This is a genomic window from Acinetobacter sp. AR_0276, from assembly GCF_003000705.1.
GTDB classification, from domain to species: domain Bacteria; phylum Pseudomonadota; class Gammaproteobacteria; order Pseudomonadales; family Moraxellaceae; genus Acinetobacter; species Acinetobacter nosocomialis.
Map to the genome: position 1 here is coordinate 2,188,977 of NZ_PSQO01000004.1, position 13,813 is coordinate 2,202,789.

Sequence of the window (13,813 nt, forward strand, 5' to 3'; positions counted from 1 at the left end):
CGGCATTATCTGGAGAGTGTGCATGAGTTCAACCCAATTTGATCATGTAACGGTCATCAAAAAATCAAATGTTTATTTTGGTGGAGCATGTATCAGCCATACCGTGCAATTTGAAGATGGAACGAAAAAAACATTAGGTGTTATTTTGCCGACTGAGCAGCCTTTAACATTTGAAACACATGTTCCTGAGCGTATGGAAATTATTTCAGGTGAATGTCGCGTTAAAATTGCAGATAGCAATGAAAGTGAATTGTTCCGCGCTGGTCAATCATTTTATGTACCAGGCAATAGCGTTTTTAAAATCGAGACTGATGAAGTACTCGATTATGTTTGCCATTTAGAAGGCTAAGAAATTCCTGTTTAAATCGGGTACACTATGCCCAAAGAAATCCTGTGAAGTTGGCTTTGCAGGATTTTTATTTTTTGCTCAAACGTTGTTAGAGGTCATGCATGGCAAAACCGGAATATTATTATGGCGTTCACTCAGTGGAGTCATTGTTAGAACTTGAGCCGGAGCGCGTACTGACCTTGTTTACATTGAAGGGGCGCGATGATCAACGTTTACAAAAGATTTTGCAATTGGCTGAGCCTTTTGGAATTAGCGTACAAAAAGCAAGCCGTGAAAGTCTTGAGAAGCTTGCAGGCTTACCATTCCACCAAGGTGTAGTTGCAGCAGTACGTCAGCATCCGATGTTAAATGAAAAAGATCTCGATCAGATTTTGGCTGAAACTCCAGATGCCTTATTGCTGGCATTAGATCAGGTGACAGACCCGCATAACTTAGGGGCTTGTATTCGTACAGCCGCTGCAATGGGTGTTCAAGCAGTCATTGTTCCTCGTGATCGCTCAGCAAGCTTAACCCCAACGGCTCGTAAAGTTGCGGCGGGCGGGGCCGAAAAAGTTAAATTCATTCAAGTGACTAATTTGGCTCGTACTTTAGCGCATCTTAAAGAGACAACTCACGTACGTGTGATTGGTACAATGCTTGATGAAAGTGCTTTGCCTATTCAAAAATGTGATTTTTCTGGTCCAGTTGTCATTGTTATGGGTGCAGAAGACACAGGTTTACGTCCAATTACTCAGGCACAGTGTGATCATAAAGTTTATATCCCGATGTCTGGGAATTTACAGAGCCTAAATGTGAGTGTGGCAACAGGTATGGCACTTTATGAGGCTTGCCGTCAGCGTTCTGAGGTATAATTTAGCTGCCTTTCTCGTTTTAAAGCAGTCTTAATATGTCTCCCCGTAAGCAAGGTTATTTTTTTGTATTGGTGACCATGTGCATTTGGGGCGGGTTTACGCTTTTTGCCCGTTTAAATGCACAATGGCACATCAGTGCTTGGGATATTGCTGCACTGCGCTTCGCTATTGCTTTTCTAATTTTGATGCCTATCTTAATTTATAAAAAAGATCTCGCTTTTTTATGGAGTAAGCATGCGGTTATTTTGGCGCTCATTGGTGGAGTCATCTATTGTCTCACTGTCTATACTGCGTTTCTTTATGCGCCAGCTGCACATGCCGCAATATTTTTAAATGGTTGTATCCCCATCTGTACAGCTATAGTTGCCTATATTCTATTTAGACAACCATTTGATAAACATACATGGGTGAGTCTGGCAATTATGATCACTGCCTTGGCCCTCATGAGTGCATTAATGCTACAAAGTAGTACCTCTGCTTTTGGAATTGGCGATTTACTTCTGTTTATCAGTGCAATTTGGTGGGGGATTTTTACTGTACTACTTAAACAGTGGAAACTCTCTGCCTGGCACTCTATGGCAAGCGTCGCGATTTGGTCTGCAATTATTTATTTGCCGATTTACCTATTATTCTTACCTAAACATTTTATGGATGTAGATCCTGTACATTTGGCTGTACAAGGCATTTTTCATGGCGTATTTGTCGTTATTATCGCAACGTTGACTTATGTTGCTGCTATTCAACGTCTTGGTGCTTTTAAAACGGGAAGTATTGTAACTTTGGCGCCGTTTATTGCAGCTATTTTAGCTGTACCTTTACTTGGTGAATCATTAAGCCCATCAATTGTTGTGGGCTTGGTTGGTATGGGGATAGGCGCTTTACAGCCTTGGCGCTGGTTTAGACAAGATAGCCTGACACAAAAGATTAAGCAGCAAAATACACAAAATTAGTTTGCACGCTTCAAATAGCTTTGATGTAAAGGCTCTAATTGCTGATATAAATGTTCGAGTAATCCGTCGTTAAACACGATGTCATTGGCAAGCTCACGTTTTCGTTCGCGTGGCATTTGTGCAGCAATGATTTTCTGGATTTGTTCTTGGTTTTGCCCATCGCGCTGGCTTGCACGCTGAATTTGAGTTTGTTCACTCGCATCAATTAGTAGCGTGTGATTGACTAGTTCATGTTGATTTGTTTCAAACAATAATGGCGAAACTAAAATTACATAAGGACTTTTAGGATTTTGTAGCTGTTGAATAATAGATTGACGGATTGCAGGGTGGGTAATTTGCTCGAGTGTATGACGCGCTTGTGGATTTTGGAAAATATATTCGCGTAAGGCACGGCGGTCTAAACTACCATCGGGTTGAAGTACCCAGTCTCCAAAAGTTTGCTGAATTTTTTGAAGGGCAGGTTGGCCCTTTTCAACTACTTCGCGAGCAACAATATCGGCATCGACGACTTGGATTCCTTGGGATTCAAACCATTGTGTTGCAGCTGATTTACCACTGCCTATACCACCTGTGATTCCCAGAATAAAAGCCATCTTAACCTCCCAAATAAATTTTCATAATCTGATCACCCCATAAAAAGGCAACCCAACCTGCAATGGCAATATATGGCCCAAACGCAAAAGGCTGATTGTCATTTCTTAACTTTAATAAGATGATGCCAATGATTGCACCCAATAAAGACGACAATAACACAATTAACGGCAGCATCAATGGCCCCATCCATGCACCTAATGCTGCAAGCAATTTAAAGTCGCCGTAGCCCATACCTTCTTTGCCAGTAATTACTTTAAATAAGTAATAGACAATCCAAAGACATAGAAAACCAATGAGGTAACCCCAAATGGCCGAGTTGGGTGAGGTGTAGATATTAAAGGTGTTAATGCCTAAACCAAGCGCAGCTAAAGGTAGGGTAAAGCGATCAGGCAATAATTGTGTATCGAAATCAATAAAGGTAAGTGCTATCAATACCCATGTGAGGACGAGTCCAAAAAGCATTTGTATGGTTGGACCAAACACCATAACCACCACCAATGAACATAGCATGGTAAGTAGTTCGATGGCTGGATAGCGAATGCTAATCGGGTGCTGGCAATGACCACATTTTCCTCTTAACACTAGCCAGCTTATGAGTGGGATATTTTGATACCAACGGATGGGTTGATGGCATGCAGGGCATGATGAAGCAGGCTTACTTAAAGTTAGCTTCTCATGATCAATAATGGGTTGCTCAGGATTGAGTAACATTTGGCATTCTTGCTGCCAATCTTGCTCCATCATTCTTGGTGTGCGGTAAATCACTACATTAAGAAAGCTACCGATACATAGGCTCACGAGTGCAACAGCAATATAAAGTGCAGTTAAGTTTTGAATAAAATACGCAATGATGTCTTGCATTATACAACTGAGCCCATTTGGAAAATTGGAAGATACATAGCAATTACCAGACCGCCTACGAGTACCCCTAAAATTGCCATAATTAAAGGTTCCATCATAGAAGTTAAACCATCAACGGCATTATCCACTTCATTTTCATAGTAAGTGGCAACTTTATCGAGCATGCTGTCTAGTGCACCCGATTCTTCACCAATTGCAACCATTTGTATAGCCATAGATGGAAAACGATTAGATACTCGCATAGCAAATTGAAGTTGTTGACCGGTTGCCACATCTTCACGAATTTTCATCACAGCTTGCTCATAAATGACATTATTTGTTGCGCCTGCAGTCGACTCTAGTGCATCAATAAGCGGAACACCTGCGGCAAATGTTGTAGCAAGCGTGCGGCTATAACGGGCAATAATTGCTTTATAAACCAGATCTCCGAAAATAGGTAACTTAAGCGCCAGTTTATCTAAGCCATCACGAAACTTTTTACTACGTTTTTTTGCTTCTAAAAACGCAGCAATAAATACACCAATCGCAATAATCATAATGAACCAGTATTCCTGCATCCATTTCGACATATTCACGACCATTTGTGTAAATGCTGGTAATTCTGCGCCGAAAGAAGCAAATAAATCTTGGAAAACGGGGACTACTTTAACCATCAAAATAATAGTCACCACAATGGCTACCACAATAACTGTTGCAGGGTATTTCATTGCTTTCTTAATTTTTTGCTTGAGCAACTCACTTTTTTCTTTATAAATTGCAACGCGATCCAACATCGTTTCGAGTGCACCTGATTGTTCACCAGATTCAACAAGTGAACAAAACAAGTTATCAAAATGTTGAGGGTACTTTTTTAAAGCTGAGGCAAAGGTACTACCACCTTCAACTTCACTTTTAATACCGAGGACAACCTCTCGCATGGCAGGGTTTTCTAAACCTTCTGCTACAATTTCAAAGCCTTGTACTAGAGGTACACCAGCTTTCATCATAGTCGCAAGTTGTCGGGTAAAAATCGTAATATCGAGTGTAGTTACTTTTTTCTTAAATAACCCTTCAAGAATATTTTTACGTTTTTCACGTATAGTTCGAACAGTCACCCCTTGTTTGCGTAAGGTTACTTTGGCTAAAGCCATATTTTTAGCCGGAAGTTCTCCTTTAATTTTTACGCCCTTACGGTCAACCCCTTCATAAGCAAAAGTCGGCATCATTTGTGCCTTTTTGACAGCCATTAGATTATCCTTATTTTAAATAGTGTCTTATTCACTGGTTACACGGTTAACTTCTTGTAAAGAGGTCACCCCTTGCATCACCTTTTTTAAACCTGAACGACGTAGATTATTAAACCCCAATTTTTCAGAAGCAGCCGCGATTTCTAAAGCGTTGCCATCTTCCATAATAATCTTGGAAATTTCAGGTGTAACTTTCATTACCTCATAAATACCGACACGGCCTTTATAGCCTTCACGACATTCAGGACAGCCCACGGGTTGAAAAACCCGAAAATCTGGATGTGCTAAATCTTGTTCGGTAAAGCCCATTTCTAATAAGCTTTGTTTAGGAATATCAGCAGGTATTTTACATTGAGAACAAAGACGACGTGCTAAACGCTGTGCAATCACTAGATTTACCGATGTTGCAATATTAAAAGAAGGAACCCCCATATTGCGTAAACGGGTCAATGTTTCCGGAGCACTATTGGTATGTAGTGTTGACATCACCATATGGCCGGTTTGAGCAGCTTTAATCGCAATTTCTGCTGTTTCCAAGTCACGAATCTCACCGACCATAATAATGTCAGGGTCTTGACGTAAAAAAGACTTAAGGGCAGCTGCAAACGTTAAACCCACTTTAGGATTGACGTTAACCTGATTAATACCTTCTAAGTTAATTTCCACTGGATCTTCGGCAGTAGAAATATTGGAACTTTCAGTATTTAAAATATTTAAGCCTGTATATAAAGATACAGTTTTACCGGAACCTGTTGGTCCAGTAATCAAAAGCATACCTTGTGGTTTATCTAAAGCTTCCATAAATAAAGCTTTTTGTTCTTCTTCGTAGCCTAATGCATCAATGCCTAGCATTGCGCTTGATGGGTCAAGAATACGTAGAACTAACTTTTCACCAAACAAGGTAGGGAGCGAGTTCACACGGAAATCAATTGCTTTGGTTTTTGACAGCTTAAGTTTAATACGTCCATCTTGTGGGACGCGTTTTTCAGAAATGTCCATTTGAGACATTACTTTTAAGCGTGATGCCAAACGGTTTGCAAGTTGTAAAGGCGGATTGGCAATTTGACGTAACACACCATCGACACGATAACGTACCCGATATGACTTTTCATAAGGCTCAAAATGTAAATCTGACGCGCCCATACGAATGGCATCAATAAGCAACTTATTAATATATTTAACAATAGGAGCTTCATCACCTTGAGGTATTTCTTCTTCATCTTCTTGAGTGGTAGGACCATCAAGGCTGACGTCAAGATCAAACTCTTCATCATTAAAGTCAAAGCTGCTTTCTTCTGCAAAATGCTGGCCTAAAACTTTTTCCAGCTTATGATGCTCGACAATAACAGGTTCAACCAGCAATTTACTGTTAAAACGGATTGCATCGATTGCTTCAATATTACTTGGATTGCTGGTGGCGACATATAGAATTTGTCCTCTTTGAATGAGCGGCAAAATTCGATGTTTTAAAATCAGTTTTTGATCGACCAGATCTTTAGGAATCTGAGATGTGTCATAAACATCTAGATCAAAATATGGTTCAGCAAACTCCGCAGAAATGGTTTCAGCCAATAAAGAAGGGGAGAGATGTACCTCTTCAATTAAATATGCGACTGTATCCTGCTTGGCTCTCTTTGCTGCATCTAATGCATTTTGCATGGTCGCTGCCGACACATGCTTTTCTTCGACTAAACGCCGAAAAAACCCCGTAAATTTTGGAGATGTATGTAATACTGACATCTGCCTGCCTATGCTAATGTGTTTATAATTGGTATATGAAAAATTATACTTTTGTTATGTAAAATTACTACCTTATAAAGTGTTGCTCTAGTCTTACTCGAGCTATTAAAGCTTGAACTAGTCGAAGTTTTTAAAGATTAATTTTTAGAATGTTTAACTTCGAATGGCTATAAAGCTTTTCTTAATTTCAAAGAGAAGAAACGATATAAGTAATCCCTTTAAAGAAAAGTATCTGAAATTTGTATAAATGCGTGTAGAATGTGCTGCATTTTTGATGAAAGGTGAGCAGTATGTCGGGTTCGACGATTACGCCTTGGGTAGTTGGCAACTGGAAAATGAATCCAATGCGTGCTAACGCCAACCAACTTATAGAAGAATTTAAACAATTATTGCAACAAAACCAAATTGCAGATGAAAGCTGCCATGTGGGCGTTGCCCCTGTTTCTATTGCACTTACAACAGTACAGGCGCAATTGCAGGATGCTGCAAGAACGGTATATACAGTTGCGCAAGATGTATCGCGTATTGCAGGTACAGGTGCTTATACTGGCGAAGTTAGTGCAGAATTATTAAAAGATAGCCAAATTAATTTCGTATTGGTCGGACACTCTGAACGCCGTGATATTTTTGGCGATAACGTTGAAATTTTGAAGGCGAAACTCCAAAATGCATTAAATGCGGGCTTGACTGTCATTTATTGTGTGGGCGAAAGTCTTGAACAGCGTGAACAAGGGCAGGCAGAGCAAGTTGTTTTACAACAAATTTGTGATATTGCACCCGTAGTGACTGCTGAACAGTGGCAAAACCAAGTCGTAATTGCTTATGAGCCGATTTGGGCAATTGGTACTGGTAAAACAGCTTCACCACAAGATGCGCAAGCAATGCACGCTAAAATTCGTGAAGGCTTATGCCAGCTTACTTCAGCGGGTTCAAGTATTGCTATTTTATATGGTGGTAGTGTAAAAGCTGAAAATGCTGTTGAATTAGCTGCATGTCCAGATATTAATGGTGCGTTGGTGGGTGGTGCTTCATTAAATGCAGCATCTTTTTATCAAATTGTACAAGCCTTCGCGCAAAGCAAATAACGAGGATAGGGTATGCACTCTTTTGTACTTGTTGTACATATTATTTTAGCTGTACTGATGATTGCATTGATTTTAGTGCAACATGGTAAAGGCGCAGATGCTGGTGCTTCTTTTGGTGGTGGCGGTGCAGCAACTGTATTTGGTGCATCTGGTTCGGGTAACTTCCTTACTCGCCTGACTGCTGTTTTAACTGCATTGTTTTTTGTAACGAGTTTGACTCTTGCTGTTTTTGCAAAAAAACAGACTACAGAGGCATATAGTTTGAAAACTGTACAAACAACAGCACCAGCTCAAACAACATCGCCTGAAACTTCACCAAATGCACCAAAAACGGGTCAATAATTCGAAATAGGGCTTTCCTTTTGCAGTTGGAAGGACTAGAATGCGTCCCACAAGCTGCGGTGGTGGTGGAATTGGTAGACACGCTACCTTGAGGTGGTAGTGCCTTCGGGCGTGGGGGTTCAAGTCCCCCCTTCCGCACCAACTTTGAACCAGAAAGTTGAGTGCAAGCAGTTTATTGATGCGGGATGGAGCAGTCTGGTAGCTCGTCGGGCTCATAACCCGAAGGTCGTTGGTTCAAATCCAGCTCCCGCTACCAATTTGATTAAGGTGCAACTTAATCAAGCGAATATTGTAAAGTTTACATTGACTTTTTTCGATATTTGTATATAATTTTTGCACGTTGATGCGGGATGGAGCAGTCTGGTAGCTCGTCGGGCTCATAACCCGAAGGTCGTTGGTTCAAATCCAGCTCCCGCTACCAAGTTTCTTAAAAGAGGCTCACAGACAGGTGGGCCTTTTTGCACAGTGGACTATTGTTTTCTGTGCTACATAGGGGCGATTAACGCCCTTTTTTATTGGTTATCGTATCGCTATCGTGTAGTGTCGACATCAATTGGTCAAATAGTCATGCTTCACTATAGTAGGTCTGTGTCGGTTAAAACAACCGATTGAATCGCACGAGAATGACGAGAGTAAATGAAATTATCAAATAAATCCCAAGCATTGTATGACATGATTGCTCCAGCAGTGCAGGCATGTGGTGTTGACCTGTGGGGAATCGAATTCCTTCCACAAGGTAAACGTTCATTATTGCGTATTTATATCGATAGACCGGTTGATGAAAACGCTGAACCAGTGATTAATGAAGATGGTGAAGTAGAACAAGGTCGTGGTATTGGCGTACAAGATTGTGTACGTGTTACACAACAAGTCGGCGCGATGTTGGATGTTCATGATCCGATTTCAGGTGAATATTCTTTAGAAGTTTCTTCACCAGGTTGGGATCGCCCATTTTTTCAACTCGAACAGTTGCAAAGCTATATTGGACAACAAGTTGCTTTGCGTTTAATTGCAGCAGTAGAAAATCGCCGTAAATTTCAAGCAAAACTCCTTGCTGTAGACCTTGAAAATGAAGAGATTAAGGTTGAAGTTGAAGGAAAGCATGTGCTTGATATCGACAGCAACAATATCGATAAAGCAAACTTGATCTATCAAGATTAAATTTATTTAAATTATATAAGAAATCGGTAGGTGACTTATGGGCCGCGAAATTCTTACCGTTGTAGAAACGGTTAGTAATGAAAAAGGTGTTAGTCGTGAAGCGATCTTCGAGGCTTTAGAACAAGCTCTAGTTGCTGCAACGAAAAAAAGATTTTACGAAGGTACGCATGCTGAAGAAGCTCAGCTTCGTGTAGAGATTGATCGTAAAACTGGTGATTACCGTACATTCCGTCAATGGACTGTAGTGGCGGATGAAGATCATGAAATGCCAGCTTGCCAAGATGCGATCTCTGATGTTGATCCATCGAAATGGTCAATTGGTGATGTGCGTGAACTTGAAGTTGAATCTATCGAGTTTGGCCGTATTGCTGCGCAAATTGCAAAACAGGTTATCGTACAAAAAATCCGTGAAGCTGAGCGTGCTTTAGTTGCTGATGCATATGAATCTAAAGTGGGTGAGTTAATCTACGGTGAAGTGAAAAAACAAACCAAAGATGGTTTCATCATTGATTTAGGCGACAACGCAGAAGCTTATCTTGCTCGCGAAGAAATGATTCCTAAAGAAATTCTTCGTCCAAAGCAACGTGTAAACGCTATCTTATATAATGTTAACCGTGAAGGCCGCGGCGCTCAGTTATTGTTATCACGCGCTAAGCCTGAAATGTTAATCGCTTTAATGAAAAAAGAAATTCCTGAAATTTCTGAAGAGATTATCGAAATTAAAGCAGCGGCACGTCAACCAGGTGTCCGTGCTAAAATTGCAGTGAAAACAAATGATCACCGTATCGACCCTGTAGGTGCATGTATTGGTATGCGTGGTACGCGTATTCAAGCTGTACAGCAGGAGTTAAACGGTGAACGTATTGATGTAGTGGTTTGGTCTGATGATCCAGCTCAATACATTGCTAGCGCATTAGAACCAGCTGATGTTTCAGGCATCGTGCTTGATGAAGATGCAAGAAGTGCCGATATTATTTTTGCAACCAGCGATCAATTAGCTCGTGCGATTGGCTCACAAGGTCAAAACGTTCGCTTAGCTTCTGATTTAACTGGCTACAAACTCGACATGATGCTTGAAGAAGAGTATCGTGCTCGTCAGCAAAATGAAGCTCAACAATATCTCGACATGTTTGTATCACGTTTAGATATTGAAGAAGATTTAGCAATGGCATTGGTAGAAATGGGCTTCACTTCTTTAGAAGAGATTGCTTATGTTCCTGCTGAAACTTTTGACGAAATTGAGCTTGATGCTGAATTGGTTGAGTTATTGCAAAGTCGTGCAAAAGAAGTAGCCCTTACTGATGCTTTGAAACAGCAAGAAAATATTCAAGAACCGAGCGCAGACCTTCTCACAATGGAAGGCATGACTTCTGAGATCGCTTACTCGCTTGCCGCTCGCGGTATTATTACCGTGGATGATTTGGCAGATCAGGCTACTGACGATATCTCTGATATTGAAGGTCTTGATCATGAAAAAGCAGGTCAATTGATCATGAAAGCTCGCGAATCATGGTTTAACTAGGAGATGAAATATGACGGACAAGTCGATTAAAGAGTTAGCTCTCAGTGTAGGACGTCCTGTTGAGAAGCTCCTAGAACAGGCTCGCGAAGCAGGTTTGCCTCAACGTACAGCAGACGACATTATTACCACTGAACAACAGGACACTTTAGTCAATCATTTGAAAAAAGTGCATGGTCAGGAAAGTGGTAACACAGGAAAAATTGCGTTGAAACGTAAAACAACCAGTACCGCTAAAGTTGCAAGTACTTCAGGTAAAGCAAAAACAATTAACGTAGAAGTACGTAAAAAACAGGTTTTTGCTAAACCAAACCCAGAACAAATTGCAGCAGAAGCTAAAGCGCGTGCAGAAGCAGAAGCTAAAGCACGTGCAGATCAACAAGCGCGTGAAACTGCAGAGCAAAAAGCGCGTCTTCAAACAGAGCAAAAAGCAAAAGCAACTTTAGATGCAATGCGTGCTGCTCATCAACAAGATAGCGCTGCACAGTCAGCTCCTAAAGCTGCCGTTGTAGTGAAAAAACGTGGTGGTGGTACAGTAAAACCTGCACCAAAACCAGCAGAAACATTAGAGCAAAAGAAAGCGCGTGAAGCTCAAACAGCTCAGTTAAAAGCAACTGAAGAAGCTGCACGTCGTAAAGCGGCTGAAGAAGCTCAGCAACGTACGCTTGAACAAATGCGCAAAATGGCATCTAAGTACTCAAATGACGATGCTACTACCACAATTCGTGTAATTGATGATTCTCCACTTGCTTCAGGTCTTGTTGGCCAAGCGTATGAAGATTCATTCAAGCAAGAAGACCGTGAAATTAAACGCGGTGGCGCAACTACTAATCCGCGTGCGGGTAAGAAAGGCGGTCGTCGTGGTCAAGAAGAGCAAAGCTTCGTTAACCATAACAAACGTGGTTTAAAATCAAGCCAAGCAAACAAGCATGGATTTGAAAAGCCAGTTAAAAAGCAAGTCTATGACGTAGAAATCGGTTCAAGTATTGTTGTTGCCGATCTTGCTCAAAAGATGGCGATTAAAGTACGTGAAGTTATCAAAACACTTATGAAAATGGGTGAGTTGGTTAATCAAGATCAAGCTATTGACCAAGATACAGCTGCACTTGTTGTAGAAGAAATGGGACACAACCCTGTTCTAGTTTCTGATACACAGGCGGAAGATAACTTGCTTGAAGCGGCTGAAGAAGCACGTGGTGAGCAAACAACTCGTCCACCAGTTGTTACGATTATGGGTCACGTTGACCATGGTAAAACATCATTGCTTGACCGTATCCGTCGTTCGAAAGTTGCGGCTGGTGAAGCAGGTGGTATTACCCAGCACATTGGTGCGTATCATGTTGAAACAGACAAAGGGATTATTACATTCCTTGATACACCGGGACATGCTGCGTTTACTTCAATGCGTGCACGTGGTGCTAAAGCAACAGATATCGTGGTATTGGTTGTTGCGGCAGATGACGGTGTAATGCCACAAACTGCAGAAGCAATTGACCATGCTCGTGCAGCAGGTACTCCAATTATTGTTGCAATCAACAAGATGGATAAAGAATCTGCTGATCCAGACCGTGTGTTAAATGAATTAACAACGAAACAAATCGTTCCAGAAGAATGGGGTGGTGATGTTCCGATTGCTAAAGTTTCAGCACATACTGGACAAGGTATTGATGAACTTCTTGATTTAATTCTTATTCAATCAGAATTGATGGAATTAAAAGCATCTGCTGAAGGTGCTGCGCAAGGTGTTGTTATTGAAGCGCGTGTTGATAAAGGCCGTGGTGCAGTAACTTCTATTCTTGTTCAAAACGGTACATTAAATATTGGTGACCTTGTTCTTGCAGGTTCATCTTATGGTCGTGTCCGTGCAATGTCTGATGAAAACGGTAAGCCAATTAAATCAGCAGGACCATCTATTCCGGTAGAAATTCTGGGTCTTCCAGATGCTCCAATGGCGGGTGACGAAGTTCTTGTTGTAAATGACGAGAAAAAAGCACGTGAAGTTGCCGATGCTCGTGCTGACCGTGAGCGTCAAAAACGTATTGAGCGTCAAAGTGCAATGCGTCTTGAAAATATCATGTCGTCAATGGGCAAAAAAGATGTTCCTACAGTGAACGTCGTTTTAAGAACTGACGTACGTGGTACTTTAGAAGCATTGAATGCAGCATTATATGAACTCTCTACTGATGAAGTAAAAGTTCGTGTAATTAGTTCTGGTGTTGGTGCGATTACTGAATCTGATGTAATTCTTGCTGAATCTTCAGAAGCAGTATTGTTAGGCTTCAACGTTCGTGCTGATACAGCTGCGCGTCAGAGAAGTGACCAAGACGGTATCGATATTCGTTACTACAGCATCATCTATGAATTGATTGATGATGTGAAAGATGCCATGAGCGGTAAACTTGCTCCTGAACACCGTGAAACAATCTTGGGTGTTGCTGAAGTACGTGAAGTATTCCACTCAAGTAAGTTTGGTGCAGCAGCAGGCTGTATGGTACTTGAAGGTACATTACACCGTAATAAACCGATTCGCGTATTACGTGATGACGTGGTTGTGTTCCAAGGTGAACTTGAATCATTACGTCGTTATAAAGATGTAGTTGATGAAGTTCGTGCTGGTATGGAATGTGGTCTTGCGGTTAAAGGTTATAAAGACATCAAAGTACAAGATAAGATCGAAGTATATGATGTTCAATTGATTAAACGGAGTCTTTAATGGCGGGTAGCCAACGCTTAAAGCGAATGGCGGATTCAGTACAGCGTGAGCTGTCTGATCTAATCCGTCAGGAGTTAAAAGATCCGCGTCTGGGTGGTCTAGTGACCATCTCAGCCGTGAAAGTCAGTGCGGATATGGGATACGCTGAAGTTTACGTTACTGTTATGGGGCGTGAGCTAGGTGATGAGCAAAGTGAATCAGCAAATAAAGAAACTTTAGATGTATTAAATAAAGCTTCTGGTTTCTTGCGTCATGAACTCAGTCGTCGTATCAAAACACGTATTACGCCTCGCTTACGTTTCCATTACGATAAGACGAATGCATATGGTAATTATATGTTTGGTCTTATTGAAAAAGCGGTACAAGATTTACCGGAACGTAAGTCAGATGACGAAGAGTAATTTATACTCAAAATAAAAAAG

Annotated in this window: 13 protein-coding genes and 3 tRNA genes; 12 read left to right on the plus strand and 4 right to left on the minus strand. The window is 41.1% G+C overall.

Going from position 1 to position 13,813, the window contains the following annotated elements; translation table 11 throughout:
• Positions 1-22 precede the first annotated feature (22 nt).
• The 3 genes from CSB87_RS11310 to CSB87_RS11320 all read left to right on the plus strand — a co-directional run bounded on the left by CSB87_RS11310 (position 23) and on the right by CSB87_RS11320 (position 2,150).
• Positions 23-349, plus strand: a complete 327-nt coding sequence (locus CSB87_RS11310; protein WP_000099685.1) for a pyrimidine/purine nucleoside phosphorylase — start codon at positions 23-25, stop codon at positions 347-349.
• Positions 350-450: 101 nt separating this feature from the next.
• The gene (gene rlmB / locus CSB87_RS11315) at positions 451-1,200 is read left to right on the plus strand and encodes a 23S rRNA (guanosine(2251)-2'-O)-methyltransferase RlmB (protein ID WP_031952277.1); all 750 of its coding nucleotides are present in this window, start codon (positions 451-453) and stop codon (positions 1,198-1,200) included.
• Positions 1,201-1,235: 35 nt separating this feature from the next.
• Positions 1,236-2,150, plus strand: coding sequence for a DMT family transporter (locus CSB87_RS11320; protein ID WP_031952278.1), 915 nt, complete (start codon positions 1,236-1,238; stop codon positions 2,148-2,150).
• Here CSB87_RS11320 and coaE read toward each other — a convergent pair.
• The 4 genes from coaE to pilB are packed head-to-tail and all read right to left on the minus strand — an operon-like array spanning position 2,147 to position 6,571.
• On the minus strand, positions 2,147-2,743 hold the full coding sequence (gene coaE, locus CSB87_RS11325; protein ID WP_000874125.1) for a dephospho-CoA kinase: 597 nt from the start codon (positions 2,741-2,743) through the stop codon (positions 2,147-2,149). The two genes, CSB87_RS11320 and coaE, sit on opposite strands and share 4 nt — an antisense overlap.
• A gap of 1 nt (position 2,744) precedes the next feature.
• Positions 2,745-3,605, minus strand: coding sequence for a prepilin peptidase (locus CSB87_RS20160; RefSeq protein WP_022575844.1), 861 nt, complete (start codon positions 3,603-3,605; stop codon positions 2,745-2,747).
• Positions 3,605-4,831 (minus strand): type II secretion system F family protein, encoded by a 1,227-nt coding sequence (locus CSB87_RS11335; RefSeq protein ID WP_004710832.1) that lies wholly within the window; start codon positions 4,829-4,831, stop codon positions 3,605-3,607. The genes CSB87_RS20160 and CSB87_RS11335 overlap by 1 nt, the downstream gene beginning before the upstream one ends.
• A gap of 27 nt (positions 4,832-4,858) precedes the next feature.
• Entirely contained in the window at positions 4,859-6,571 is a 1,713-nt protein-coding gene (gene pilB / locus CSB87_RS11340; RefSeq protein WP_031952279.1) for a type IV-A pilus assembly ATPase PilB, read from the minus strand.
• A 290-nt stretch (positions 6,572-6,861) separates the two neighbouring features.
• On the opposite strand from pilB, the gene tpiA reads away from it, so the two are divergent.
• The 9 genes from tpiA to CSB87_RS11385 all read left to right on the plus strand — a co-directional run bounded on the left by tpiA (position 6,862) and on the right by CSB87_RS11385 (position 13,792).
• Positions 6,862-7,656: a triose-phosphate isomerase gene (gene tpiA, locus CSB87_RS11345; protein WP_004710827.1), complete on the plus strand. Its 795-nt coding sequence runs from the start codon at positions 6,862-6,864 to the stop codon at positions 7,654-7,656.
• A 12-nt stretch (positions 7,657-7,668) separates the two neighbouring features.
• Positions 7,669-7,998 carry a preprotein translocase subunit SecG gene (gene secG / locus CSB87_RS11350; protein ID WP_002156913.1) on the plus strand — a complete coding sequence of 110 codons (330 nt, stop codon included), beginning with the start codon at positions 7,669-7,671 and terminating at the stop codon, positions 7,996-7,998.
• A gap of 56 nt (positions 7,999-8,054) precedes the next feature.
• Positions 8,055-8,139 (plus strand) — tRNA-Leu (locus CSB87_RS11355).
• 38 nt (positions 8,140-8,177) lie between these two features.
• Positions 8,178-8,254, plus strand: a tRNA-Met gene (locus CSB87_RS11360).
• Between the two features lie 88 nt (positions 8,255-8,342).
• A tRNA-Met gene (locus CSB87_RS11365) sits at positions 8,343-8,419 on the plus strand.
• A gap of 215 nt (positions 8,420-8,634) precedes the next feature.
• The gene (rimP, locus tag CSB87_RS11370) at positions 8,635-9,159 is read left to right on the plus strand and encodes a ribosome maturation factor RimP (protein WP_002157009.1); all 525 of its coding nucleotides are present in this window, start codon (positions 8,635-8,637) and stop codon (positions 9,157-9,159) included.
• Positions 9,160-9,196: 37 nt separating this feature from the next.
• Positions 9,197-10,681 carry a transcription termination factor NusA gene (gene nusA / locus CSB87_RS11375; RefSeq protein WP_031952280.1) on the plus strand — a complete coding sequence of 495 codons (1,485 nt, stop codon included), beginning with the start codon at positions 9,197-9,199 and terminating at the stop codon, positions 10,679-10,681.
• Between the two features lie 10 nt (positions 10,682-10,691).
• Positions 10,692-13,391 (plus strand): translation initiation factor IF-2, encoded by a 2,700-nt coding sequence (gene infB, locus CSB87_RS11380; RefSeq protein ID WP_002156968.1) that lies wholly within the window; start codon positions 10,692-10,694, stop codon positions 13,389-13,391.
• Positions 13,391-13,792, plus strand: a complete 402-nt coding sequence (locus CSB87_RS11385; protein ID WP_031952281.1) for a ribosome-binding factor A — start codon at positions 13,391-13,393, stop codon at positions 13,790-13,792. Before infB ends, CSB87_RS11385 begins: the two co-directional genes overlap by 1 nt.
• The last annotated feature ends 21 nt before the right edge of the window (positions 13,793-13,813 follow it).

Excerpts from the sequence above, each read along its gene's own strand:
- secG (WP_002156913.1), top strand. The coding sequence starts at position 7,669 with ATGCACTCTTTTGTACTTGTTGTACATATTATTTTAGCTGTACTGATG.
- CSB87_RS20160 (WP_022575844.1), bottom strand. The coding sequence starts at position 3,605 with ATGCAAGACATCATTGCGTATTTTATTCAAAACTTAACTGCACTTTAT.
- infB (WP_002156968.1), top strand. The coding sequence starts at position 10,692 with ATGACGGACAAGTCGATTAAAGAGTTAGCTCTCAGTGTAGGACGTCCT.
- rlmB (WP_031952277.1), top strand. The coding sequence starts at position 451 with ATGGCAAAACCGGAATATTATTATGGCGTTCACTCAGTGGAGTCATTG.
- nusA (WP_031952280.1), top strand. The coding sequence starts at position 9,197 with ATGGGCCGCGAAATTCTTACCGTTGTAGAAACGGTTAGTAATGAAAAA.
- rimP (WP_002157009.1), top strand. The coding sequence starts at position 8,635 with ATGAAATTATCAAATAAATCCCAAGCATTGTATGACATGATTGCTCCA.
- CSB87_RS11385 (WP_031952281.1), top strand. The coding sequence starts at position 13,391 with ATGGCGGGTAGCCAACGCTTAAAGCGAATGGCGGATTCAGTACAGCGT.
- CSB87_RS11320 (WP_031952278.1), top strand. The coding sequence starts at position 1,236 with ATGTCTCCCCGTAAGCAAGGTTATTTTTTTGTATTGGTGACCATGTGC.
- CSB87_RS11310 (WP_000099685.1), top strand. The coding sequence starts at position 23 with ATGAGTTCAACCCAATTTGATCATGTAACGGTCATCAAAAAATCAAAT.
- tpiA (WP_004710827.1), top strand. The coding sequence starts at position 6,862 with ATGTCGGGTTCGACGATTACGCCTTGGGTAGTTGGCAACTGGAAAATG.
- CSB87_RS11335 (WP_004710832.1), bottom strand. The coding sequence starts at position 4,831 with ATGGCTGTCAAAAAGGCACAAATGATGCCGACTTTTGCTTATGAAGGG.
- pilB (WP_031952279.1), bottom strand. The coding sequence starts at position 6,571 with ATGTCAGTATTACATACATCTCCAAAATTTACGGGGTTTTTTCGGCGT.
- coaE (WP_000874125.1), bottom strand. The coding sequence starts at position 2,743 with ATGGCTTTTATTCTGGGAATCACAGGTGGTATAGGCAGTGGTAAATCA.